This is a genomic window from Massilia sp. (assembly GCF_046293535.1).
Lineage (GTDB): Bacteria > Pseudomonadota > Gammaproteobacteria > Burkholderiales > Burkholderiaceae_D > Telluria.
Window position 1 is genome coordinate 1 of sequence record NZ_JBKBOV010000006.1, and the last position, 24,424, is coordinate 24,424.

The following is a 24,424-nucleotide window of genomic DNA, read 5'->3' on the forward strand; positions in this document are numbered from 1 at the left end:
GCGCAACAGTCGGGTAAAACCTGTCGAGCGCATCAGTCCTCCTGACAATCGGGGTGCAGGTTGGACATCCGCTCAGCTCAACAGTTCAATTTCTACACTTAGCGAGAACAGCGCCTTTTTTTTGTTTTTCGCAAGCCGGGATGCGCCCGGCATAGCCGATTGTCACCTTCTTCTCGCCCGCCATCTGGCCGCGCAGCTCGGCTTTTTATCCTATAAATCAGGTACTTATCGATGAGCTGGAAAGGTTTTATCAGCACCTTTTTACTCTGTCCCTAATTAATCGATGGTTCAAAAAATTGCCAAACAATTCGACTCTGACCCTAATTGTTTTTGTTTACGTTTGTGTTGCATTGCACTATTCTCGATTTTCAACCTAGATAAAGCTGTGGAGATTGCCTCATGATTGCCCAAGGTTTGTACGATCCCGCCAATGAACACGATGCCTGCGGCGTCGGTTTCATCGCCCATATCAAGGGCAACAAGAGCCACTCGATCATCGAGCAGGGCCTGCAGATCCTGAAGAACCTCGACCACCGCGGCGCGGTCGGCGCCGATCCGCTGATGGGCGACGGCGCCGGCATCCTGATCCAGATCCCGGACCAGTACTTCCGCGACGAAATGGCCAAGCAGGGCGTGGAACTGCCGCCGCCCGGCGAATACGGCGTCGGCATGGTGTTCCTGCCGAAGGAGCACGCCTCGCGCATCGCCTGCGAACAGGAAATCGAACGGGCCGTGCGCATCGAAGGGCAGGTGGTGCTCGGCTGGCGCAACGTGCCGGTCGACGAGACCATGCCGATGTCGCCCTTCGTGAAAGCGAAAGAGCCGGTGATCCGCCAGATCTTCATCGGCCGCGGTCCAGACATCATGGTGACCGATGCGCTCGAGCGCAAGCTCTACGTGATCCGCAAATCGTCCGGCCACGCGATCCAGGCCCTGAAACTCCTGCATGGCAAGGAGTTCTTCGTGCCCTCGATGTCGGCCCGTACCATCGTCTATAAAGGCCTGCTGCTGGCCGATCAGGTCGGCGTCTACTACAAGGACCTGCAGGATCCGCGCTGCATCTCGGCCCTGTCCCTGGTGCACCAGCGCTTCTCCACCAACACCTTCCCGGAATGGCCGTTGGCCCACCCCTACCGCATGATCGCGCACAACGGCGAGATCAACACCGTCAAGGGCAATTTCAACTGGACCCGCGCCCGCGAAGGCATGCTGAAATCCGCCGTGCTGGGCGAGGACCTGGGTAAACTCTTCCCGCTGATCTATGAAGGCCAATCCGACACCGCCTGCTTCGACAACGCGCTCGAACTGCTGGTGATGGCCGGCTACCCGGTGGCCCAGGCGATGATGATGATGATCCCGGAAGCCTGGGAAAACCACACGTCGATGGACGACAACCGCCGCGCCTTCTACGAATACCACGCCGCGATGATGGAACCCTGGGACGGCCCCGCCGCCATGGCCTTCACCGACGGCCGCCACATCGGCGGCACCCTGGACCGCAACGGCCTGCGCCCGGCGCGCTACGTCATCACCGAAGACGACCTGGTCGTCATGGCTTCCGAGTCCGGCGTGCTGCCGATTCCCGAATCGCGCATCGTCAAGAAATGGCGCCTCCAACCGGGCAAGATGTTCCTGATCGACCTGGAAGCCGGCCGCATCATCGACGACAAGGAGCTCAAGGACACCTACTCGAACGCCAAGCCGTATAAAGCCTGGATCAAGTCGGTGCGCATCAAGCTCAACGAAATCAAGCTGTCGGAATCGCAACTGGCCCAGCACCGCGCCAAGGATGCCCAGGGCGAAAAGGCCGCGATTCCGCTGCTGGACCGCCAGCAGGCCTTCGGCTACACCCAGGAAGACCTGAAGTTCCTGATGGCGCCGATGGCGGTGCTGGGCGAGGAAGCCACTGGCTCGATGGGCAACGACTCGCCGCTGGCGGTGATGTCGAACAAGCTCAAACCTTTGTATAACTACTTTAAACAATTGTTTGCGCAAGTGACCAACCCGCCGATCGACCCGATCCGCGAAAGCATGGTCATGTCGCTGGTCTCCTTTATTGGTCCGAAGCCGAACCTGCTGGACACCAACAACGTCAACCCGCCGATGCGCCTGGAAGTGTCGCAGCCGATCCTCGGCTTCGACGACATGGCGCGCCTGCGCGCCATCAGCCTGCACACCGGGGGCAAGTTCAAGTCGTACGAGCTGAACATCTGCTATCCGGTCGCCTGGGGCAAGGAAGGCATCGAAGCCTGCCTGGCCTCGCTGTGCGCGGAAGCCGTGGATGCGGTCAAGTCGGGCCACAACATCCTGATTATCTCGGACCGCGCCATGTCGCTTGAGCAGGTCGCGATTCCCGCGCTGCTGGCCACCTCGACCATCCACCAGCACCTGGTGGGACGCGGCCTGCGCGCCTCCACCGGCCTGGTGGTCGAAACCGGCTCGGCCCGCGAGACCCACCACTTCGCCCTGCTGGCCGGCTACGGCGCGGAAGCCGTGCACCCTTACCTGGCCCTGGAAACGCTCAGCGATCTGGCGCACAACCTGCCGCACGAGATGGACGCCGACAAGGCGATCACCAACTACACCAAGGCGGTGGGCAAAGGCCTGATGAAGGTGATGTCGAAGATGGGCATCTCCACCTACATGTCGTATTGCGGCGCGCAGATCTTCGAAGCCGTGGGCCTGAACAAGTCGCTGGTCGACAAGTACTTCCGCGGCACCTCCTCGACCGTCGAGGGCATCGGCCTGTTCGAAGTGGCGGAAGAGGCGCTGCGCCTGCATGCGCTCGCCTTCGGCAACGATCCGGTGCTGGCCAATGCGCTCGACACCGGCGGCGAATACGCCTTCCGCGTGCGCGGCGAAGACCACCTGTGGACCCCGGACGCGATCGCCAAACTGCAGCATTCGACCCGCGCCAACAATTTCAGCACCTACAAGGAATACGCGCAGATCATCAACGACCAGAGCCGCCGCCACCTGACCCTGCGCGGCCTGTTCGAGTTCAAGATCGATCCGTCGAAAGCGATCCCGCTGGAAGAAGTCGAGCCGGCCAAGGAAATCGTCAAGCGTTTCGCTACCGGCGCGATGTCGCTCGGTTCGATCAGCACCGAAGCCCACGCCACGCTGGCCATCGCCATGAACCGCATCGGCGGCAAATCGAACACCGGCGAAGGCGGCGAAGACCCGCGCCGCTACATGGGCGAGTTCAAGGGCATCCGCATCGCCAAGGGTGAATCCCTGGCCTCGATCCTGGGCGCGGACCGCGTGGTGGCCGATATCCCGCTGGAAGAGGGCGACTCGCTGCGTTCGAAGATCAAGCAGGTGGCCTCGGGCCGCTTCGGCGTCTCCGCCGAATACCTGGCATCGGCCGACCAGATCCAGATCAAGATGGCGCAAGGCGCGAAGCCGGGCGAAGGCGGCCAGCTGCCGGGCCACAAGGTGTCCGAATACATCGCGTCGCTGCGGGTCTCGGTGCCGGGCGTGGGCCTGATCTCGCCGCCGCCGCACCACGACATCTATTCGATCGAAGACCTGGCGCAGCTGATCCACGACCTGAAGAACGTGAATCCGAACGCCTCGATCTCGGTGAAGCTGGTATCGGAAGTCGGCATCGGCACCGTCGCCGCGGGCGTTTCCAAGGCCAAGGCCGACCACGTGGTGGTCGCCGGCCACGACGGCGGCACCGGCGCTTCGCCGCTGTCCTCGGTCAAGCACGCCGGCACCCCGTGGGAGCTGGGCCTGGCCGAAACCCAGCAAACCCTGGTGCTCAACGGCCTGCGCAGCCGCATTCGCGTTCAAGCAGATGGCCAGATGCGTACCGGCCGCGACGTGGTCGTGGCTGCCATGCTGGGCGCCGACGAAATCGGTTTTGCGACCGCACCGCTGGTGGTCGAAGGCTGCATCATGATGCGCAAGTGCCACCTGAATACCTGCCCAGTCGGGGTCGCGACCCAGGACCCGGTCCTGCGCGCCAAGTTCCAGGGTAAACCGGAGCACGTGGTGAACTACTTCTTCTTCGTCGCAGAAGAAGCGCGCCAGATCATGGCGCAGCTGGGCATCCGCAGCTACGACGAACTGATCGGCCGCACCGACCTGCTCGACAAGGCACGCGCCGTCCAGCACTGGAAGGCGCAGGGCCTGGACTTCTCGAACATCTTCTACCAGCCGAAGACCGATTCGCCGCGCGCGCTGTTCCACACCGACGGCCAGGACCATGGCCTGGACAAGGCCCTCGACCACAAGCTGATCGCCCAGGCCAAGGCCGCGCTGGAGAAGGGCGAGCGGGTCTCCTTCATCTCGCCGGTGCGGAACCTGAACCGCACCGTGGGCACCATGCTGTCGGGCGAGGTGGCCAAGCGCTACGGCCACGCCGGCCTGCCGGACGACACCATCCACATCCAGCTGCAGGGCACCGCGGGCCAGTCGGCCGCGGCCTTCCTGGCCGCCGGCATCACGATCGACCTGGTGGGCGAGGGCAACGACTACGTCGGCAAGGGCCTGTCGGGCGGCCGCATCATCGTGCGCCCGAACACCGAGTTCCGCGGCTGGGCGGTGGACAACATCATCGTCGGCAACACCGTGCTGTACGGCGCAATCTCCGGCGAAGCCTTCTTCAACGGCGTGGCCGGCGAGCGCTTCGCGGTGCGTAACTCGGGCGCCACCGCGGTGGTCGAGGGCTGCGGCGACCACGGTTGCGAATACATGACCGGCGGCACCGTCGTGGTGCTGGGCGAGACCGGCCGCAACTTCGCGGCGGGCATGTCGGGCGGCGTCGCCTACGTGTACGACCCGAAGGGCGAGTTCGAAGGCAAGTGCAATACCACCATGGTGAACCTGGAGCCGGTGCTTACCACCAAGCAGCAGGGCCAGGGTGGCCAGGCCGGCTGGCACAGCCAGACCCGGGGCGGCGAGCGCGAATCGGATGAGGTCATCCTGCGCCGCCTGATCGAGCGCCACTTCAAGCACACGGGGTCGACCCGCGCGCGCAACCTGCTGGACGACTGGGCCAACAGCCGCGGCAAGTTCGTGAAGGTCTTCCCGACCGACTACAAGCGCGCGCTCGAGGAGATGCACAACTCGAGCATGGAAGAGGCGAACGACAAGATCGAGCTGGCGGCTTAATCGACACACTCAAACAACGTCGTCCCGGCGAAGGCCGGGACCCAAGTTCTGCGTGCGCTGACGATACGCGAGCAAACTTGGATCCCCGCCTGCGCGGGGATGACGGCGGAGAAGTTAAAGGCGACTCCACCGACAAAAGGAAAACAACGTGGGCAAAATTACCGGCTTCATGGAATTCGAACGGCAGGAAGAGGGCCACCTCGAGCCTACCGAGCGCGTCAAGAACTACAAGGAATTCGTGCTGACCCTGACCGACGGCCAGGCCAAGGTGCAGGGCGCACGCTGCATGGATTGCGGCATCCCCTTCTGCAACACGGGCTGCCCGGTCAACAACCAGATTCCGGACTGGAACGACCTGGTCTACCACGGCAACTACCGTGCGGCCGTCGAGAACCTCCATTCGACCAACAACTTCCCCGAGTTCACAGGCCGCATCTGCCCGGCACCCTGCGAGTCGGCCTGCACGCTCGGTATCAACGACGACCCGGTCGGCATCAAGTCGATCGAGCGCAAGATCGCCGACAGCGGCTGGGAGCACGGCTGGATCGTGCCACAGCCCTCAAGCACCAAAACCGGCAGGAAGGTCGCCGTGGTCGGCTCCGGCCCCGCGGGCCTGGCCGCCGCCCAGCAGCTGGCGCGCGTCGGCCACGACGTGACCGTGTTCGAGAAGAGCGACCGCATCGGCGGCCTGCTGCGCTACGGCATCCCCGACTTCAAGATGGAGAAGGACCTGATCGACCGCCGCGTCGAGCAGATGAAGGCGGAAGGCGTGGTCTTCCGCACCAGCGTCCTGATCGGCAAGGACTTCCCGGCCACGGTCAGCAACATGGCGCGCGACACCATCTTCCCGGAAGACCTGGAGAAGGAATTCGACGCGATCGTCCTGGCCGGCGGCGCCGAGCAGCCGCGCGACCTGCCTGTCCCGGGGCGTGAGCTGAAGGGCGTGCATTTCGCGATGGACTTCCTGCCGCAGCAGAACCGGGTGAATGCCGGCGACAAGCTGAAGGACCAGATCAAGGCGACGGGCAAGCACGTGGTCGTGATCGGCGGCGGCGACACCGGTTCCGACTGCGTGGGCACCTCGAACCGTCACGGGGCCGCGTCCGTGACGCAGTTCGAACTGATGCCGATGCCGCCGGAGCAGGAAAACAAGCCGCTGGTCTGGCCCTATTGGCCAACCCGCCTGCGCACCTCGTCCTCGCATGAGGAAGGCTGCCAGCGCGACTGGGCGGTGGCGACCAAGCGCCTGGAAGGCAAGGGCGGCAAGGTCGAAAAGCTGGTGGCCTGCCGCGTCGAATGGAAGGACGGCAAGATGGTCGAGGTGCCGGATTCTGAATTCGAGATGAAGGCCGACCTGGTGTTCCTGGCGATGGGCTTCGTCTCGCCGGTGCAGAACGTGCTGGAAGCCTTCGGCGTGCAGAAGGATGCGCGCGGCAATGCCCGCGCCGCCACCGAGGGCGAGCGTTCCTACCAGACCTCGGTGCCGAAAGTCTTCGCCGCCGGCGACATGCGCCGCGGCCAGTCGCTGGTCGTGTGGGCCATCCGCGAAGGCCGCCAGTGCGCACGCGCCGTCGATGAATTCCTGATGGGCAGTTCGGTGTTGCCGCGCTAAGGGCGCGACACCGGGACAAAGGCGGCTTCGGCCGCCTTTTTTTGTCCTCTCCGGAGTACTGTGGACAAGGTCCAACAGCTATCCGGTATTTACCTCTTACCTACACACTTATGTGCGCGTCCGCACGACAAGGGGGCGGTGAGCGTCCGTACGCTAAGGCTTATTGCAGCGCATCACAGAACGTGAAGATGACATGCATATACAAAAATACATTCGCAAATGTATGCTTGGATGTCCACCCGCATTCATTGCTATAATTTGACAAGTGGTCGCTTGCTAGAGATGCATATCTCTTAAAAAACAGTGCCTTAGACGCAGAAATATCTGACCGACGAGTTATTTTTCTTGCATCGTCACCGCGAACGAGCCTCAGGGACTGGGCCAGCTCAAGCGGGGCTTAAGCTTTCTGCACTACAATAACGGATTACCCAAAAATCAAACACGCTGTGTCCAACCTAGTTGAAATCCGCGATCTGCACTTTGCGTACGGAGAGCGTTCCATCCTGTCGAACCTGCGCATGGACTTTCCGCGCGGCAAGCTCGTGGCCGTCATGGGCGGCTCGGGCTGTGGCAAGACCACGGTCCTGCGCCTGATCGGCGGCCAGATCCGCCCGCAGCGCGGCGAGGTACGCGTGGGCGGCGAAGTCGTGCATCAGCTCAATACCGAGGGCCTGTACCGCCTGCGCCGCCGCATGGGCATGCTGTTCCAGTTCGGCGCGCTGTTCACCGACCTGTCGGTGTTCGACAACGTCGCCTTCCCGCTGCGCGAGCATACCGACCTGCCCGAAGAAGTGATCCGCGACCTGGTCCTGATGAAACTCAACGCCGTGGGCCTGCGCAACGCCCACCGCCTGAAACCGGCCGAGATCTCGGGCGGCATGGCGCGCCGCGTGGCCGTCGCCCGCGCCGTCGCGCTCGACCCCGAACTGATCATGTACGACGAGCCCTTCGCCGGCCTCGACCCGATCTCGATGGGCGTTACCGCCAACCTGATCCGCAACCTGAACGACGCCCTCGGCTCGACCTCGATCCTGGTCTCGCACGACGTGCACGAGTGCTTCGCGATCGCCGACTACGTATACTTCATGTCGGCAGGCAAGATCGTTGCCGAAGGCACGCCGGCCGAGCTGCGCGTCTCGGAAGACCCGTACGTGAAGCAGTTCGTGAATGCCGCGCCGGACGGCCCGGTGCCCTTCCATTATCCGGGCAAGTCGCTGGCCGAGGACCTCGGCCTGGGAGGCGTGCGCAAATGATGATCACGCGTGTCCTGGGAAACATCGGCCGTAGCGTACGCGAAGCCATCGAAAGCGTCGGCTTCGCCACGCGCGCCTTCTTCAACCTGCTCGGCGTCTCGCCCGGCGCCTTCAGGCGCCCGGCCCTGATCTCGGAGCAGATCCACTTCATCGGCAACTATTCGCTGGTGATCATCATCGTGTCCGGCCTGTTCGTCGGCATGGTGCTCGGCCTGCAGGGCTATTACACGCTGAACCAGTACGGCGCCGAGCAGGCGCTGGGGCAGGTGGTGGCGCTGGCCCTGGTGCGCGAGCTTGGCCCGGTCGTGACCGCGCTGCTGTTCGCCGGCCGCGCCGGCACCTCGCTCACCGCGCAGATCGGCCTCATGAAAGCCGGCGAGCAGCTGTCCGCCATGGAAATGATGGCAATTAACCCGGTCCAGCGCGTGCTGGCGCCGCGCTTCTGGGGCGGCGTCATCGCCATGCCGATCCTGGCGGCCATTTTTTCGGCGGTCGGCGTGTTCGGCGGTTACCTGGTCGGCGTGCAACTGATCGGCGTGGACGAGGGCGCGTTCTGGTCGCAGATGCAGGCCGGCGTGGATGTGCGCGCCGACGTACTGAATGGTGTTCTCAAAAGCTTTATCTTTGGTATCGCGGTCACGTTCACGGCGCTGTTCCAGGGTTACCAGACCAAGCCGACCCCGGAAGACGTCTCGCGCGCGACCACGCGTACCGTCGTGATCGCGTCGCTGATGGTCTGGGGCCTGGACTTCATCATGACCGCACTGATGTTCAATAAGTAACAAGTCAACAACAAAACCGAATTACTAGGGTATTCGTATGCATCGCAAAACTATCGACGTCTGGGTTGGCCTGTTTGTCCTGCTGGGCGCGGCCTCGCTGCTGTTCCTGGCCCTGCAGGCAGGCAACATGAGCTCGTTCTCGTTCAGCAAGACCTATACCGTGAGCGCCAAGTTCGACAACATCGGCGGCCTCAAGCCGCAGGCGCCGGTCAAGAGCGCCGGCGTGGTGGTCGGCCGCGTGGGTGAAATTACCTTCGACGACAAGACCTACCAGGCGCTCGTGCGCCTCGATATGGAGCCAGGATATAAATTCCCGAAAGACAGTTCGCTGAAGATCCTGACTGCCGGCCTGCTGGGCGAGCAGTACATCGGCATCGAACCGGGTGGCGACACCCAGAACCTGGTCGAGGGCGACCGCATCAACCGTACCCAGTCGGCGACGGTGCTCGAAGACCTGATCAACCAATTTATCTATAGCAAGGCCGCTGAAGGAAAGGAAGGTAGTGAATGAAACACGCACCACACCGTACCACCGGCCGTATTCATGGGCTTGCGGCAATCGCCGCGGCCCTGCTGCTGACCGGTTGCGCCACCACGCAGAATCCGCAGGACCCGCTGGAAGGCTATAACCGAGCCGTGTTCAGCTTCAACGACGCGGTCGACCGTACCGTCCTGAAGCCGACCGCCACCGCCTACAAGAACGTGACCCCGAGCTTCGTGCAAACGGGCGTCGGCAACTTCTTCGGCAACCTGTCCGACGCCTGGAGCGCGGTGAACAATCTGCTGCAGGGCAAGGTGGAGAACGGCATGGGCGACGTCACCCGTGTCGCCCTCAACTCGACCTTCGGCATCTTCGGCCTGCTCGACATCGCCTCGGAAGCCGGCATCCAGAAGCACAACGAGGATTTCGGCCAGACCCTGGGCGTCTGGGGTGTTCCAAGCGGTCCCTTCTTGATGTTGCCGGTATTGGGCCCATCTACGGTGCGTGACACCGCTGCGCTGCCGGCCGATATCGGCGCCGACATCTGGAAGTACAAGCGCCCTGACAACTGGCGCAACATCGGTTCGGCGATCCGCGTGGTCGACAAGCGCGCCAGCCTGCTCGACGCCGGCAACCTGCTGGAAGACGCCGCCCTGGACCGCTACGAGTTCATCCGCGACGGCTACATGCAGCGCCGCCAGAGCCAGGTCTATGACGGCAACGTGCCGCGCCAGCCCAGCGAGGGCGACGAGGCGACCAGCAACGCCGAACCGGCCGCCGACCCGGCAGGCAAGGCGAGCGCGGAGCCGGCCAAGTAACAAGTCCTTACATACCGATGTCATCCGTAGGACAGCAAGAAGAGTTAACCGGGGATATGCCGCCGCTCGACGCCGGCGCCGTACCCCAACGACAAGGAAACCACATGAAGCCCATCATCCAACTGATCGCAGCAGCAAGCGCCACCATCGCCTTCGCCACCTCGGCCATCGCCGCCGAAGCGCCGGACGTCCTGGTCAAGCGCATCAGCGCCGACGTCATCGAGACCGTCAAGTCGGACAAGGACATCCAGGCCGGCAACCGCAACAAGATCATGGACCTGGTCAACTCCAAGATCCTGCCGCACGTCGACACCCAGAAGATGACCCAGCAGGCGGCCGGCCGCTTCTGGCGCCAGGCCACCCCGGCGCAGCAGCAGCAGTTGACCAAGGAATTCACCACCCTGCTGGTCTACACCTACTCCGGTGCGCTGTCGCAGATCAAGAACGAGACCGTCGAGTTCCAGCCAATGCGTGCCGAAGCGGGCGCCAACGACGTGGAAGTGCGTTCGCAGGTGAAGGTCGCCCGCGGCGAGCCGATCACCCTGAACTACCGCCTGGCCAATGGTCCGCAGGGCTGGAAGATCTATGACATCAACGTGCTGGGCGCCTGGCTGGTCCAGACCTACACCAGCACCTTCGCCAGCGAGATCAACAAGGGCGGCATCGATGGCCTGATCAAGAAGCTGGCCGAGCGTAACCAGCAGTTGGCTGCCAGGCCGCTGAAGGCGCCGAAGTAATGGCCGAAGCCAATCCGATGCTCTCGCTCGACGCCCTGACCTTCCAGAGCGCCCGTGGCGCCCTGGAGCAGGGCTGCGCGGCGATCGCCGCCGGCGAAACCGTGTTCGACCTCGGCGGCGTGGGCGCCGCCGATTCTTCCGGCGTGGCCCTGCTGCTGGCCTGGCAGCGCCGTGCCCAGAGGGCCGGCCAGCGCCTCACCTTCATCAACGTTCCCCAGAACGTGCAGAAGCTGGCTGCGCTGTATGGCGTGGACCAGCTGGTTCAGTAGGGTGGGCGGGGTAATTTCGGGCAATGCCCGGAATTACAAACGCCCACGCGGTGATTGTTGGCGGTTGAAATACCGACGCGGCACCGAAAGCCCTACCTATCACCGCGTGGGGTGTTCTGGTCCAGTGGACCAGAACACAAGCCGCCCACCCTACGAAACCCTCCGCGCAGCAAATTCCCCCACCGGCCTCTTGTATTTGCGATTTCCCCTATAATGGGCCGTTTCCCCGCACGGCCTGGCGCGTTCGCGCCGCCTCCCAACAAGAATGACAGCGATCCAGATTAACAGCGTCGAGAAGAGCTACAAGGGTTTCAAGGCCCTCAAGGGCGTCTCGATGAACATCGAGGAAGGCGAGTTCTTCGGCCTCCTCGGCCCCAACGGCGCCGGCAAGACCACCCTGATCTCCACCGTGGCCGGCCTGATCCGCCCGGACGTGGGCAGCGTCAAGATCCACGGCCACGACGTGGTGAGCGACTTCCGCGAAGCGCGCAAGCGCCTGGGCGTGGTGCCGCAGGAACTGGTGTTCGATCCCTTCTTCACCGTGCGCGAGACCCTGCGCCTGCAGTCGGGTTATTTCGGGATCAAGAACAACGATGCCTGGATCGACGAGGTGATGCACAACCTCGACCTCACCAACAAGGCCGACGTCAACATGCGCGCCCTGTCGGGCGGCATGAAGCGTCGCGTGCTGGTGGCCCAGGCGCTGGTGCACAAGCCGCCGGTCATCGTGCTCGACGAACCGACCGCCGGCGTCGACGTCGAACTGCGCCAGACCCTGTGGAAGTTCATCTCGCGCCTGAATCGCGAAGGCCATACCGTGGTCCTGACCACCCACTACCTGGAAGAAGCGCAGGCCATGTGCCAGCGCGTGGCGATGCTCAAACTGGGCGAAGTGGTGGCGCTGGACACCATGTCGGCGCTGCTGCGCCGCGTGTCGGGCTCGCAACTGGTGGTGCACCTGAAGAGCGGCGCGCTGCCGGACGGCCTGCGCCACCTGGTCTCGCACGACGAGCATGACCAGAACAACGGCAGCGGCAACCGCTACACCCTGCGCGTCAACGACGTCAACGACGTTGAGCCGATCCTGGCCGCCCTGCGCACCAATGGCGCCGTGATCGACGAGATGCAGCTGGAGCAGGCCGACCTGGAAGACATTTTCCTGCAGGTGGTGGGCGACAAGCAAGCGGGAGGCCCGCAATGAACCTGTTCTCCGTCGGTTTCCGCACCCTGTTCTACAAGGAGTCGCTGCGCTTCTGGAAAGTGGCGACCCAGACCATCGCCGCGCCGGTCGTGACGGCCATGCTCTACCTGCTGATCTTCGGCCACGTGCTGGACGGCCGCGTCGAGATGCTGGACGGCGTCAGCTACACCGCCTTCCTGATCCCGGGCCTGGTGATGATGAGCGTGCTGCAGAACGCCTTCGCCAACTCGTCCTCCTCCCTGATCCAGTCCAAGATCACCGGCAACCTGGTGTTCATCCTGCTGCCGCCGCTGTCGCATGCCGAGATCCTGTCGGCCTATGTCGCGGCGGCGGTGCTGCGCGGCGTCGTGGTGGGCTTCGGCGTGTTCGTGATCACCGCCTGGTTCGCCCACCTGTCCTTCGTGGCGCCGCTGTGGATCCTGGTGTTCGCCTTCCTGGGCGCGGCCATCCTCGGCACCATGGGCGTGATCGCCGGCATCTGGGCCGAGAAGTTCGACCAGCTGGCCGCTTTCCAGAACTTCCTGATCATGCCGGCCACCTTCCTGGCCGGGGTGTTCTATTCCATCCAAAAACTGCCGCCGTTCTGGCTCGCAGTCTCGCATTTCAACCCGTTCTTTTATATGATTGACGGGTTCCGCTATGGATTCTTCGGCAAGTCCGACGTCTCGCCCTGGACCAGCCTGGCCATCGTGTCGGTGTTCTTCGTGGTGCTGGCGGCCATTGCGGTCAACCTTCTCAAGCGCGGCTACAGGCTGCGCCACTAAAAGAATTCACTTGGAGTTATCCGTGGCGACCACACCCGAACTGATCCACAGCTACATCAGCGCCGGCCTCGAATGCACCCATTTGCACGTCGAAGGCGACGGCCAGCACTTCACGGCCGTCATCGTGTCCCCAAGCTTTGCCGGCAAGCGCCCGATCCAGCGCCACCAGCTGGTGTACGCCGCGCTCGGCGACCGCATGCGCGAAGAGATCCACGCGCTGTCGATGAAGACCCTCACCCCTGAAGAGTACCAAGGCTAAACCATGGACAAGCTCCAGATCGTTGGCGGCAAGCGCCTGAATGGCGACATCTCCGTTTCGGGCGCCAAGAACGCCGCGCTGCCCATCCTGTGCGCCGGCCTGCTCACCTCGGGCGACCTCGCACTGTCGAACGTGCCGCGCCTGCACGACGTGCGCACCATCCTCAAGCTGCTCGCCCAGACCGGCCTGAAGGTGACCCAGGACGACGAACGCGTCACCCTGAATGGTTCGAACATCACTTCGCTGGAAGCGCCGTACGAGCTGGTGAAGACCATGCGCGCCTCGATCCTGGTGCTGGGGCCCCTGCTGGCGCGCTTCGGCGAAGCCAAGGTCTCGCTGCCGGGCGGCTGCGCGATCGGCTCGCGTCCGGTCGACCAGCACATCAAGGGCCTGCGCCAGATGGGCGCCGAGATCAGCATCGAGGGCGGCTACATCCACGCCAGGACCAACGGCAAGCTCAAGGGCGCGCGCATCCACACCGACATGATCACGGTGACCGGCACCGAGAACCTCCTGATGGCCGCCACCCTGGCCGAAGGCGAAACCGTGCTGGAGAACGCCGCGCGCGAGCCGGAAGTGACCGACCTGGCCAACCTCCTGGCGTCCATGGGCGCGAAGATCGAGGGCATCGGCACCGACCGCCTGGTGATCCAGGGCGTGGAATCGCTGCACGGCGCCAGCCACGCCGTGATCTCGGACCGCATCGAAGCCGCGACTTTCCTGTGCGCGGTGGCGGCCACCGGCGGCGACATCATGCTGCGCAACACCCGCACCGACATCTTCGACGTGGCGCTCGACAAGCTGCGCGAGATCGGCCTGCAGCTCGACGTCGGTAGCGACACCATCCGCGCGCGCATGGACCGCCGTCCGCGCCCGGTTTCGTTCCGCACCACCGAATACCCGGGCTTCCCGACCGACATGCAGGCCCAGTTCATGGCCGTGAACATCCTGGCCGACGGCCCGAGCAAGGTCACCGAGACCATTTTCGAAAACCGCTTCATGCACGTGCAGGAGATGAACCGCCTCGGCGCCCAGATCTCCACCGAAGGCAACACCGCCTTCATCAAGGGTGTGGACCGCCTGGTGGGCGCGCCGGTGATGGCGACCGACCTGCGCGCCTCGGCCTCGCTGGTGATCGCCGGCATGGCGGCGCAGGGCACCACCCTGGTCGACCGCATCTATCACCTCGACCGTGGCTACGACCGCATGGAAGTCAAACTCTCGGCCGTCGGCGCCGACATCGTGCGTATCAAGGAATGACTATCATCACCCAAACCGGCCAATCCGCAGAGCCGGGCCTGATCCTGGCGCTTTCCAAGGGCCGCATTTTCGAAGACACCCTGCCGCTGCTGGCAAACGCGGGCATCACCGTCCTCGAGAATCCGGAAACCTCGCGCAAGCTGATCCTGCCGACCAACGACCCGGGCGTGCGCGTGCTGATCGTGCGCGCCAGCGACGTGCCCACTTACGTCCAGCATGGCGCCGCCGACTTCGGCGTGGCCGGCAAGGACGTGCTGCTCGAGCACGGCGGCGAAGGCCTGTACCAGCCGATCGACCTGCACATCGCCAGCTGCCGCATGTCGGTGGCGGTGAACGCCGGCTTCGACTACGAGAGCGCGGTGCGCCAGGGCGCGCGCCTGCGCGTGGCCACCAAGTTCGTCAACACCGCGCGCGAGCACTTCGCCCGCAAGGGCGTGCACGTCGACCTCATCAAGCTGTACGGCTCGATGGAGCTGGCGCCGCTGGTCGGCCTGTCGGACGCCATCGTCGACGTCGTCTCGACCGGCGGCACCCTGCGCGCCAACAACCTGGTCGAAGTCGAGAAGATCATGGACATCTCCTCGCGCCTGGTGGTCAACCAGGCCGCGCTCAAGCTCAAGCGCGAGCGCCTGCAACCCATCCTCGATGCCTTCCAGCGGGCATCCTCACAACAAGGCTAAAGCATCATGGCAGTACAGATCCGCAAGCTCGACTCCACCTCACCCGACTTCAAGCAGACGCTCGACGCCCTGCTGGCCTTTGAGGCCGACACCGACGACGCCATCGAGTCCAGCGTCGCGAAGATCCTGGCGGACGTGAAGCATCGCGGTGACGCTGCCGTGCTGGAGTACACCAACCGCTTCGACCGCATCCCGGACGGCGGCGCCACTTCGATGGCTGCCTTCGACATTGGGCAGGACGAACTGGATGCGGCCCTTGCCTCGCTGCCGGAAGCGCAACGCGCGGCATTGCGTACCGCAGCGGAGCGCATCCGCGTGTTCCACGAGCGCCAGAAGCAGGAGCTGAACGGTTTTACTTTTACCGAAGCTGACGGCACCGTGCTGGGCCAGCGCGTCACGCCGCTGGACCGCGTCGGCATCTACGTCCCGGGCGGCAAGGCAGCGTACCCGTCCTCGGTCCTGATGAACGCGATCCCGGCCCAGGTGGCGGGCGTGCAGGAAATCGTCATGGTGGTGCCGACCCCGGATGGCGTGAAGAACCAGATGGTGCTGGCGGCCGCGGCGATCGCCGGCGTGACCCGCGTGATCACCATCGGCGGCGCCCAGGCGGTCGGCGCGCTGGCCTACGGCACCGAGACCATTCCCGCCGTGGACAAGATCGTCGGCCCGGGCAACGCCTATGTGGCGGCCGCCAAGCGTCGCGTGTTCGGCACGGTCGGCATCGACATGATCGCAGGTCCCTCGGAAATCCTGGTGCTGTGCGACGGCAGCACCGACCCGGACTGGGTGGCGATGGACCTGTTCTCGCAGGCCGAGCACGACGAGCTGGCCCAGGCCATCCTGCTGTGCCCGGACGCGGACTACATCGCGCGCGTGGAGGCGAGCATCCACAAGCTGCTGCCGACCATGCCGCGCGCGGCAACCATCACCACCTCGCTCACCGACCGCGGCGCCCTGGTGAAGGTGCGCGACATGATGGAAGCCTGCGAGATCGCCAACGCCATCGCCGCCGAGCACCTCGAGATCTCCGCCGAAGAGCCGCTGCAGTGGGCGGATAAAATCCGCCACGCCGGCGCCATGTTCCTTGGCCGCTTCTCGTCCGAGTCGCTGGGCGACTATTGCTGCGGGCCGAACCACGTGCTGCCGACCTCGCGCACCGCGCGCTTCTCCTCGCCCCTGGGCGTGTACGACTTCCAGAAGCGTTCCTCGCTGATCCAGGTGAGCGAGCAGGGCGCCCGGACGCTGGGCAAGGTCGCGGCCGAGCTGGCCTACGGCGAAGGCCTGCAGGCGCACGCCCGCAGCGCCGAGCTTCGTATCGCGTCATGAGCACCTGGGTCGACCAGGTCTTCTGCGAGGATGCGCTGGCCGGCATGGCGCGCATCCCGGACGGGTCCATCGACCTGATCCTGACCGACCCGCCCTACAACCTCGGCAAGGACTACGGCAACGCTTCTGACCAGCAGGGCGCCGAGGAGTATCTTGCCTGGACCGAACGCTGGATCGACGCCGCGCTGCCCAAGCTCAAGCCCAACGGCAGCCTGTACATTTTTCTCACCTGGCGCTTCGCCCCCGAGATCTTCGTCATGCTCAAGAAACGCATGACGATGATGAACGAGATCATCTGGGACCGCCGCGTGCCCTCGATGGGCGGCAGCGTGCGCAGCTTCTCCTCGGTGCACGACACCATCGGTTTCTTCGTAAACCGCAAGGACTATTACTTCGACCTGGACGCCGTGCGCATCCCCTACGACGCCGAGACCAAGAAGGCGCGCTCGCGCTCGATCTTCATCGGCGCCAAGTGGCTGGAAGTCGGCTACAACCCGAAGGACGTGTGGAGCGTGTCGCGCCTGCACCGCGAACATCCGGAGCGCGCCGACCACCCCACCCAGAAGCCGCTCGAGATCATCGAGCGCATGGTGAAAGCATCCTGCCCACCCGGCGGCGTCGTGCTCGACCCCTTCATGGGCAGCGGCACCACGGCGATCGCCGCGCGCCAGACCGGGCGCCACTTCACCGGCTTCGAACTGAACCCCGCCTACTGCGACATCATCCGGGCGCGCCTGGCCGCGCCCGAGGTGCCGGTTGCAGGAGCCAAGAAACGCAAAAGCGCAAAGAACGCGCCCCTGAACGAGGAACCAGCATGAGCGCCATCGACAAGCTGATCGAGAACACCATCCGCCAAGACGTCCGCGACACCGCCACCTACTTCGTGCCGGATGCGAGCGGCTACATCAAGCTCGACGCGATGGAAAACCCCTACGAGCTGCCGCCGCAACTGCGCGCCGAGCTTGGCCAGCGCCTGGCCGACGCCGCGCTGAACCGTTATCCGGTCGCGTCCTACGCCACCCTCAAGCAGAAGATTTGCGCCGGCCTCGGCGTGCCGGGCGGCTACGACGTCCTGCTCGGCAATGGCTCGGACGAGCTGATCGCGATCATGGCCACGGCGATTGCCCGCCAGGATAGGAAAGCGGTCGTGATGGCGCCGACCCCGGCCTTCGTGATGTTCTCGCGCTCGGCCGGGTTCGCGGGCGCGGATTTCGTCGGCGTGCCGGTGAAAGCCGACTTCTCGCTCGACCTGCCGGCCATGCTGGCCGCCATCGAGCAGCACCAGCCGTCGCTGGTCTTCCTGGCCTACCCGAACAACCCGACCGGCAACCTGTTCGATGCCGGCGACATGGAAGCCATCATCCGCGCGCTGGGCGAGAGCGGCATCGTGGTGGTGGACGAGGCCTACCAGCCCTTCGCCAAGAAGAGCTTCATGGGCCGCCTGCCGGAATTCCCGAACCTGGTCGTGATGCGTACCCTGTCCAAGCTGGGCCTGGCCGGGATCCGCCTGGGCTACCTGTCGGGCGATCCGAAACTGTTGGAGCAGTTCGAGAAGGTGCGTCCGCCCTACAACGTCAACGTGCTGACCCAGGTCGCGGCCGAGTTCGCGCTCGACCACCTCGACGTGCTCGACAGCCAGGCCGAGATGCTGAACGCCGAGCGCGCGCGCCTGGCTGCCGAACTGGCGGCCCTGCCGGGAGTCGAAGTGTTTCCATCGGCGGCGAATTTCATCTCGCTGCGGGTGCCGGATGCGGACCGGGCCTGTGCAAAACTGCGCGACGAAAAGGTGCTCATTAAAAATTTGAGTAAAATGGACAAGGTATTGGCCAATTGCATTCGCGTCACGGTCAGTACCCCCGAAGAAAACACCGCATTTCTGAATGCCCTGAAAGCGTCCCTATAAAGTTTGATCCGCGGCAGCCCATTTCGGGAGGCCGCACTGACGAGCCCCCAGCAATGACCCGCACCGCCGAAATCACGCGCAACACCAACGAGACGCAGATCCGCGTCGCGATCAACCTCGACGGCACCGGCCGCCAGAAACTCAATACCGGCGTCCCCTTCCTCGACCATATGCTCGACCAGATCGCGCGCCACGGCATGATCGACCTCGAAGTCGAAGCCGTCGGCGACCTGCACATCGACGCGCATCACACCGTCGAGGACACCGGCATCACCCTCGGCATGGCGGTAGCCAAGGCCGTCGGCGACAAGAAGGGCATGGTGCGCTATGGCCACTCCTACGTGCCGCTGGACGAAGCGCTGTCGCGCGTGGTGATCGATTTTTCCGGCCGTCCGGGCCTGGAGATGCACATCCCCTGGACGCGCGCCATGATCGGCACCTACGACGTCGACCTGACGGGTGAATTCTTCCGCGGCTTCGTGAACCACGCCGGCGTGACCCTGCACATCGACAACCTGCGCGGGGTGAACGCGCACCACCAGTGCGAGACCGTGTTCAAGGCCTTCGGCCGCGCGCTGCGCATGGCCACCGCGCTGGACGAACGCGCCGCCGGCATCATCCCTTCGACCAAAGGCAGCCTGTAGGCTGGGGTAACTGAGCATCATGACGAACAAGATTGTGGTGGTCGACGGCCTGGGCAACCTGCGCTCGGTGGCGCAGGCGCTGCGCGCCGCGGCGCCCGAGGCCGATATCCTGGTATCGAACAATCCGGCCGACATCGACGCGGCCGACCGCATCGTGCTGCCGGGCCAGGGGGCGATGCGCGACTGCATGCGCAGCCTGCGCGAATCCGGCCTTGAAGAAGCCCTGCTGCGCGCCGTGAAGACGCGTCCCGTCATGGGCGTGTGCGTCGGCGAGCAGATGCTGTTCGACGCCAGCGAAGAGAACGAGGGCACGCCGGGCCTGGGCCTGTTGCCGGGCAAGGTGGTGCGCTTCCAGCTCGACGGCAAACGGCAAGGCGACGGCTCGCGCTTCAAGGTGCCGCAGATGGGCTGGAACCGCGTGCGCCAGACCCGCGCCCACCCGCTGTGGGAAGGCGTCGAGGACGGCGCTTATTTCTACTTCGTGCACAGCTATTATGCGGTGCCCGACAATCCGCTCGATACCATCGGCGAGGCCGACTATGGCGGCATATATACCTGTGCCGTCGCGCGCGACAACCTGGTCGCCACCCAGTTCCACCCCGAAAAGAGCGCAGCCGCCGGGCTGCGTCTGTACCGCAATTTCATTCACTGGAATCCGTGAGTTTTAACATCAATCCGCCGTCAACCAACCGACAACGACCATGCTGCTGATCCCTGCCATCGACCTGAAAGACGGTCACTGCGTTCGCCTGAAACAGGGCGACATGGACCTCGCCACCGTGTTTTCCGAAGACCCCGCCGACATGGCGCTGCACTGGCTGAAGAAGGGCGCGCGCCGGCTGCACCTGGTCGACCTGAACGGCGCCTTCGCGGGCAAGCCGAAGAACGAGGAAGCGATCAAGTCCATCCTGAAAACCGTGCAGGACTACGCCGAAGAGATGGGCATCGACGAAATCCCGGTCCAGCTGGGCGGCGGCATCCGCGACCTCGACACCATCGAGCGCTACCTGGACGACGGCATCACCTACATCATCGTCGGCACCGCCGCGGTGAAGAACCCGGGCTTCCTGCACGACGCCTGCGGCGCCTTCCCGGGCTCCATCATCGTCGGCCTGGACGCCAAGGACGGCAAGGTCGCGACCGACGGCTGGAGCAAGATGTCGGGCCACGAAGTCATCGACCTGGCCAAGAAGTTCGAAGGCTACGGCGTCGAGTCGATCGTCTACACCGACATCGGCCGCGACGGCATGATGGGCGGCGTGAACATCGAAGCGACCGTCAAGCTGGCCCAGGCCGTCAGGATCCCGATCATCGCCTCGGGCGGCGTGCACAACCTGGCCGACGTCGAAGCGCTGTGCGCGGTGCAGGACGAAGGCATCGAGGGCGTGATCTGCGGCCGTTCGATCTACGAAGGCACGCTGGACCTGACGTCGGCGCAGGAACGTGCCGATGAACTGACTGAAGGGACGCAGGCGTAAGGCTTTTTCGCACCACCGTCCTCTGAGCCGTCATCCCCGCGACGGCGGGGACCCAAGTTTGTTTGCGTTTCGACTGCTTACGCAAAAATTGGGTTCCCGCCTGCGCGGGAACGACGGTTTGTAGGCCAACGTTTTTAGGCCAAAGCCAGAATTTTTATGCTCGCAAAACGCATCATCCCCTGCCTCGACGTCACCGGCGGCCGCGTGGTCAAGGGCGTCAACTTCACCGAGTTGCGTGACGCCGGCGACCCGGTCGAGATCGCACGCCGCTATGACGGCCAGGGCGCCGACGAGATCACCTTCCTCGACATCACCGCCTCGAGCGACGGCCGCGACCTGATCCTGCCGATCATCGAAGCCGTGGCCTCGACCGTGTTCATCCCGCTCACCGTCGGTGGCGGCGTGCGCAAGGTCGAGGACGTGCGGCGCCTGCTCAATGCCGGCGCCGACAAGGTCAGCATGAATACCTCGGCGGTCACCAACCCGCAGCTGGTGCTCGAGGCCTCGCAGAAGCACGGCTCGCAGTGCATCGTGGTGGCGATCGACGCCAAGCAGGTCGCGCCCGGCAAGTGGGAAGTGTTCACCCACGGCGGGCGCAACGCGACCGGCCTGGATGCCGTCGAATGGGCGCAGAAGATGGAAAGTCTCGGCGCCGGCGAGCTGCTGCTCACTTCGATGGACCGCGACGGCACCAAGTCCGGCTTCGACCTGGGCCTGACGCGCGCCGTCTCCGATGCGGTCGGCATTTCCGTGATCGCCTCCGGCGGCGTGGGCGGCTTGCAAGACCTGGCCGACGGCATCCTCGAAGGCCATGCGGACGCGGTGCTGGCCGCCAGCATCTTCCACTACGGGCAGCACACGGTCGGCGAGGCCAAGCGCTTCATGGCCGAACGTGGTATCCCGATGCGCCTGGAGTGAACATGCCGAACAAGTGGCTGAACAAGGTGCGCTGGGACGAGAACGGCCTGGTGCCGGTCATCGCCCAGGAAGCCGCCAGCGGCGACATCCTGATGTTCGCCTGGATGAACCGCGATGCGCTCGCCAGGACGGTGGAGCTGGGCGAAGCCGTCTACTGGAGCCGCTCGCGCAAGAAGCTGTGGCACAAGGGCGAAGAGTCCGGCCACACCCAGAAGGTGCTGGAGATCCGCCTCGACTGCGACGAGGACGTCGTGCTCCTGAAAATCGAGCAGAAGGGCGGCATCGCCTGCCACACCGGGCGCCACTCCTGTTTCTTCCAGCGCTTCGACGGCGAGGAATGGCAGGCGGTCGACCCCGTGCTGCAGGACCCCGACACCATCTATTCCCAGAATAAGAAATCCGATATCCCATGAGTGAGATCCTGGCCCGCGTTGCGGCCACCATCGAGTCGCGCAAGCCGGCCGCCGGCGGCGACCCCGCAACCTCCTATGTCGCCAAGCTGTTCAGCAAGGGCGACGACGCCATCCTGAAGAAGATCGGCGAAGAAGCGACCGAGACCGTGATGGCCGCCAAGGACGCGCGCGTCTCGGGCGACGCTTCCAAGGTGCTGTACGAGACGGCCGACCTGTGGTTCCACTCGATGGTCCTGCTGGCGCAGTTCGGCTTGACGCCGCAGCAGGTGATCGACGAGCTGGCGCGCCGCGAAGGCGTATCGGGCATCGACGAGAAAGCCGCGCGCAAGGAATAAGCACAGTAAGCGCCTACTCACGCTTGTCTTGGCCGCAAGCGGTGTCATAATCAGGCTTCACGGTAGTCATGCGCGTCATGCCCATGTCATGCGCTGCCGCTAGGATGCACGGGTTTCCTGGGTGGAAACGCTGTCATCGAGATCAGGAGACAAGATGGATAACTGCATTTTTTGCAAGATCGTCGCCAAGCAGATTCCGGCCAATGTCGTCTATGAAGACGACGACGTGCTGGCCTTCAAGGACATCAACCCTGCCGCCCCGGTGCACCTCCTGGTGATCCCGAAGCAGCACGTGGACAGCTTGTCCGATTGCGGCATGGAACATGCGGCCGTGCTGGGCAAGATGCTGGCGCTGGCGCCGAAGCTTGCAGAAGAGCATGGCGTTGCCGTCAAGTCCGACGGGAACGGCGGACGCAGCGGTGGTTTCAAGACCCTGATCAACAGCGGGCCGGACGGCGGGCAGGAGGTTTATCACCTGCACCTGCACATGTACGGCGGCAAGCGCCCATGGCGCGGGCTTGGTACCTGAGTACAAAAATTTAATGCAGACAAGAAGTAGGGTAAGCGCGCCTGCATGGCGTATACTGAAATGCAGGCTTTCCCGAATTTACAGGCGCAATACGCCTTGCTAGGAGATAAACATGGGTTCGATGAGTATTTGGCACTGGGTGATCGTGCTGGTCGTCGTGATGCTGGTGTTTGGCACCAAGAAGATCAGCAATATGGGTTCCGATCTCGGTAAGGCCGTCAAGGGTTTCAAGGATGGCGTGAAGGGCGAGGAAGACAAGGCGAACCCGAACGCCTCGACCACCCAGCCGACGCAGCAGGTGGCCGACAAGTCCACCATCGACGTGGAAACCCGCGAAAAGACCCGTCATTAAGATTCGGGCATGATCGATCTCGGACTGTCGAAGCTGGCGATCATCGGCGTTGTGGCGCTGATCGTGATCGGGCCTGAAAAGTTGCCGAAGGTGGCGCGCATGGCGGGCACCCTGTACGGGCGTGCCCAGCGCTACCTGCACGACGTCAAGTCCGAGGTCAGCCGCGAGATCGAGCTCGACGAGCTGCGCAACCTGCACAAGGAAGTGCACGAGAGCGCGCAATCGTTCAAGGACGAGGTGGAGCATTCCATGTCCAGCCACGTCGACGAGGTCGAAGCGCTATGGGACGGCAGGGAGCACACGGCTTCCGCCGGTTCCTCGTCGTCCACCTACGCGTACGTCAGCACCAGCGACATCGAGCGCAAGGCGCGCGACTTCCGGCGCAAGAAGCTGGTGCGTACCTCGGCCGTGCCGGCCTGGTACAAGCACCGCCACGGCGGCAAGACCCATGTGCTCTCCGGCGCCGCGCGGGTGCGCAAGTTCCGGCCGGGTTCAAGCAAACCAAAGACTTCCTTTTTCTAGATGACCGAAGAAGCCGCAGGCGAAACCTTCATTTCCCACCTCGTCGAACTGCGTGACCGCCTGGTCAAGGCGTCGATCGGGATCGCCATCGCCTGCGCGGCCCTGTTCATCTGGCCGGGACCTTCGCAGGTCTACGACCTGCTGGCCGCGCCGATGGTCGCCGCGCTGCCGGCGGGTTCCACCATGATCGCCACCGGCGTGATCTCGCCTTTCCTGGTGCCGATGAAAGTCACGCTGCTGCTGGCCTTCATCCTGTCATTGCCCTGGGTGTTCTACCAGTTATGGGCCTTCGTCGCCCCCGGCCTGTACACGCACGAAAAGCGCCTGGTGCTGCCGCTCGTGATCTCGTCCTCGCTGCTGTTCATCGGTGGCGTGGCCTTCTGCTACTTCTTCGTGTTCGGCCGCGTGTTCCACTTTATCGGCGAGTTCGCGCCATCCTCGATCGCGGTGACGCCTGACATCGAGAACTACCTCGACTTCGTCATGTCGATGTGCCTGGCCTTCGGCTTCACCTTCGAGGTGCCGGTGGCGGTGGTGATCCTGGTGCGCATGGGGGTCGTCAGCATCGAGAAGCTGCGCGAGATCCGTTCCTACGTGATCGTCGGCGCCTTCGTCATCGCCGCGATCGTCACGCCGCCGGACGTGGTCAGCCAGCTGGCGCTGGCCATCCCGATGTGCCTGCTCTACGAACTGGGCCTGATCGTGGCGCCGATGTTCGCGCGCATGACGCGTGCTCCCGAAGAGCACGCCTAACAGACCGCTCCCGG

At 64.1% G+C, this 24,424-nt stretch carries 27 protein-coding genes; all 27 read left to right on the top strand.

What is annotated here, in order from left to right; all coding sequences use genetic code 11:
- A partial coding sequence (locus tag ACK4S9_RS04970) for a hypothetical protein (RefSeq protein ID WP_409722310.1) occupies positions 1–235 on the top strand: 235 nt, incomplete at its 5' end.
- Positions 236–399: 164 nt separating this feature from the next.
- Positions 400–5,121, top strand: a complete 4,722-nt coding sequence (locus ACK4S9_RS04975; protein ID WP_409722312.1) for a glutamate synthase-related protein — start codon at positions 400–402, stop codon at positions 5,119–5,121.
- Between the two features lie 148 nt (positions 5,122–5,269).
- Positions 5,270–6,733 carry a glutamate synthase subunit beta gene (locus ACK4S9_RS04980; RefSeq protein ID WP_409722315.1) on the top strand — a complete coding sequence of 488 codons (1,464 nt, stop codon included), beginning with the start codon at positions 5,270–5,272 and terminating at the stop codon, positions 6,731–6,733.
- A gap of 446 nt (positions 6,734–7,179) precedes the next feature.
- Positions 7,180–7,986, top strand: a complete 807-nt coding sequence (locus tag ACK4S9_RS04985) for an ABC transporter ATP-binding protein (protein ID WP_409722318.1) — start codon at positions 7,180–7,182, stop codon at positions 7,984–7,986.
- Positions 7,986–8,768 (top strand): lipid asymmetry maintenance ABC transporter permease subunit MlaE, encoded by a 783-nt coding sequence (gene mlaE / locus ACK4S9_RS04990; RefSeq protein ID WP_209589913.1) that lies wholly within the window; start codon positions 7,986–7,988, stop codon positions 8,766–8,768. The genes ACK4S9_RS04985 and mlaE overlap by 1 nt, the downstream gene beginning before the upstream one ends.
- A gap of 37 nt (positions 8,769–8,805) precedes the next feature.
- Complete coding sequence (gene mlaD, locus ACK4S9_RS04995) at positions 8,806–9,279, top strand: outer membrane lipid asymmetry maintenance protein MlaD (protein ID WP_409722320.1); 474 nt, start codon at positions 8,806–8,808, stop codon at positions 9,277–9,279.
- Positions 9,276–10,067: a VacJ family lipoprotein gene (locus ACK4S9_RS05000; RefSeq protein WP_409722323.1), complete on the top strand. Its 792-nt coding sequence runs from the start codon at positions 9,276–9,278 to the stop codon at positions 10,065–10,067. The genes mlaD and ACK4S9_RS05000 overlap by 4 nt, the downstream gene beginning before the upstream one ends.
- A gap of 104 nt (positions 10,068–10,171) precedes the next feature.
- A complete protein-coding gene (locus ACK4S9_RS05005; RefSeq protein ID WP_409722326.1) occupies positions 10,172–10,804 on the top strand; it encodes a phospholipid-binding protein MlaC in 633 nt (210 codons plus the stop codon).
- Positions 10,804–11,073, top strand: a complete 270-nt coding sequence (locus ACK4S9_RS05010) for a lipid asymmetry maintenance protein MlaB (protein ID WP_409722329.1) — start codon at positions 10,804–10,806, stop codon at positions 11,071–11,073. Before ACK4S9_RS05005 ends, ACK4S9_RS05010 begins: the two co-directional genes overlap by 1 nt.
- Before the next feature lie 265 nt (positions 11,074–11,338).
- Complete coding sequence (locus ACK4S9_RS05015; RefSeq protein ID WP_409722332.1) at positions 11,339–12,274, top strand: ABC transporter ATP-binding protein; 936 nt, start codon at positions 11,339–11,341, stop codon at positions 12,272–12,274.
- Complete coding sequence (locus tag ACK4S9_RS05020; protein WP_409722335.1) at positions 12,271–13,038, top strand: ABC transporter permease; 768 nt, start codon at positions 12,271–12,273, stop codon at positions 13,036–13,038. Before ACK4S9_RS05015 ends, ACK4S9_RS05020 begins: the two co-directional genes overlap by 4 nt.
- A 22-nt stretch (positions 13,039–13,060) precedes the next feature.
- On the top strand, positions 13,061–13,297 hold the full coding sequence (locus ACK4S9_RS05025) for a BolA family protein (RefSeq protein ID WP_292043318.1): 237 nt from the start codon (positions 13,061–13,063) through the stop codon (positions 13,295–13,297).
- 3 nt (positions 13,298–13,300) lie between these two features.
- Positions 13,301–14,557, top strand: a complete 1,257-nt coding sequence (gene murA, locus ACK4S9_RS05030; protein ID WP_409722338.1) for a UDP-N-acetylglucosamine 1-carboxyvinyltransferase — start codon at positions 13,301–13,303, stop codon at positions 14,555–14,557.
- Positions 14,554–15,237 carry an ATP phosphoribosyltransferase gene (gene hisG / locus ACK4S9_RS05035; RefSeq protein WP_409722341.1) on the top strand — a complete coding sequence of 228 codons (684 nt, stop codon included), beginning with the start codon at positions 14,554–14,556 and terminating at the stop codon, positions 15,235–15,237. The genes murA and hisG overlap by 4 nt, the downstream gene beginning before the upstream one ends.
- A gap of 6 nt (positions 15,238–15,243) precedes the next feature.
- A complete protein-coding gene (hisD, locus tag ACK4S9_RS05040; protein ID WP_409722344.1) occupies positions 15,244–16,563 on the top strand; it encodes a histidinol dehydrogenase in 1,320 nt (439 codons plus the stop codon).
- Complete coding sequence (locus tag ACK4S9_RS05045; RefSeq protein WP_409722347.1) at positions 16,560–17,381, top strand: DNA-methyltransferase; 822 nt, start codon at positions 16,560–16,562, stop codon at positions 17,379–17,381. Before hisD ends, ACK4S9_RS05045 begins: the two co-directional genes overlap by 4 nt.
- Positions 17,378–18,466, top strand: coding sequence for a histidinol-phosphate transaminase (gene hisC, locus ACK4S9_RS05050; RefSeq protein WP_409722350.1), 1,089 nt, complete (start codon positions 17,378–17,380; stop codon positions 18,464–18,466). Before ACK4S9_RS05045 ends, hisC begins: the two co-directional genes overlap by 4 nt.
- Positions 18,467–18,519: 53 nt before the next feature.
- Positions 18,520–19,110 carry an imidazoleglycerol-phosphate dehydratase HisB gene (gene hisB, locus ACK4S9_RS05055; protein ID WP_036253395.1) on the top strand — a complete coding sequence of 197 codons (591 nt, stop codon included), beginning with the start codon at positions 18,520–18,522 and terminating at the stop codon, positions 19,108–19,110.
- Between the two features lie 19 nt (positions 19,111–19,129).
- Complete coding sequence (gene hisH / locus ACK4S9_RS05060) at positions 19,130–19,771, top strand: imidazole glycerol phosphate synthase subunit HisH (protein WP_409722354.1); 642 nt, start codon at positions 19,130–19,132, stop codon at positions 19,769–19,771.
- 40 nt (positions 19,772–19,811) lie between these two features.
- Positions 19,812–20,588, top strand: coding sequence for a 1-(5-phosphoribosyl)-5-[(5-phosphoribosylamino)methylideneamino]imidazole-4-carboxamide isomerase (hisA, locus tag ACK4S9_RS05065; protein ID WP_409722357.1), 777 nt, complete (start codon positions 19,812–19,814; stop codon positions 20,586–20,588).
- A gap of 156 nt (positions 20,589–20,744) precedes the next feature.
- Positions 20,745–21,506, top strand: coding sequence for an imidazole glycerol phosphate synthase subunit HisF (hisF, locus tag ACK4S9_RS05070; protein ID WP_409722359.1), 762 nt, complete (start codon positions 20,745–20,747; stop codon positions 21,504–21,506).
- A 2-nt stretch (positions 21,507–21,508) separates the two neighbouring features.
- Positions 21,509–21,919: a phosphoribosyl-AMP cyclohydrolase gene (hisI, locus tag ACK4S9_RS05075; protein WP_409722362.1), complete on the top strand. Its 411-nt coding sequence runs from the start codon at positions 21,509–21,511 to the stop codon at positions 21,917–21,919.
- Entirely contained in the window at positions 21,916–22,254 is a 339-nt protein-coding gene (locus tag ACK4S9_RS05080) for a phosphoribosyl-ATP diphosphatase (RefSeq protein WP_409722365.1), read from the top strand. The genes hisI and ACK4S9_RS05080 overlap by 4 nt, the downstream gene beginning before the upstream one ends.
- A 154-nt stretch (positions 22,255–22,408) precedes the next feature.
- Positions 22,409–22,783, top strand: coding sequence for a histidine triad nucleotide-binding protein (locus ACK4S9_RS05085; RefSeq protein WP_409722368.1), 375 nt, complete (start codon positions 22,409–22,411; stop codon positions 22,781–22,783).
- A 112-nt stretch (positions 22,784–22,895) separates the two neighbouring features.
- Positions 22,896–23,135 (top strand): Sec-independent protein translocase subunit TatA, encoded by a 240-nt coding sequence (gene tatA, locus ACK4S9_RS05090; RefSeq protein WP_409722371.1) that lies wholly within the window; start codon positions 22,896–22,898, stop codon positions 23,133–23,135.
- Between the two features lie 9 nt (positions 23,136–23,144).
- Complete coding sequence (gene tatB, locus ACK4S9_RS05095; protein ID WP_409722374.1) at positions 23,145–23,657, top strand: Sec-independent protein translocase protein TatB; 513 nt, start codon at positions 23,145–23,147, stop codon at positions 23,655–23,657.
- Complete coding sequence (tatC, locus tag ACK4S9_RS05100; RefSeq protein WP_409722377.1) at positions 23,658–24,410, top strand: twin-arginine translocase subunit TatC; 753 nt, start codon at positions 23,658–23,660, stop codon at positions 24,408–24,410.
- The last annotated feature ends 14 nt before the right edge of the window (positions 24,411–24,424 follow it).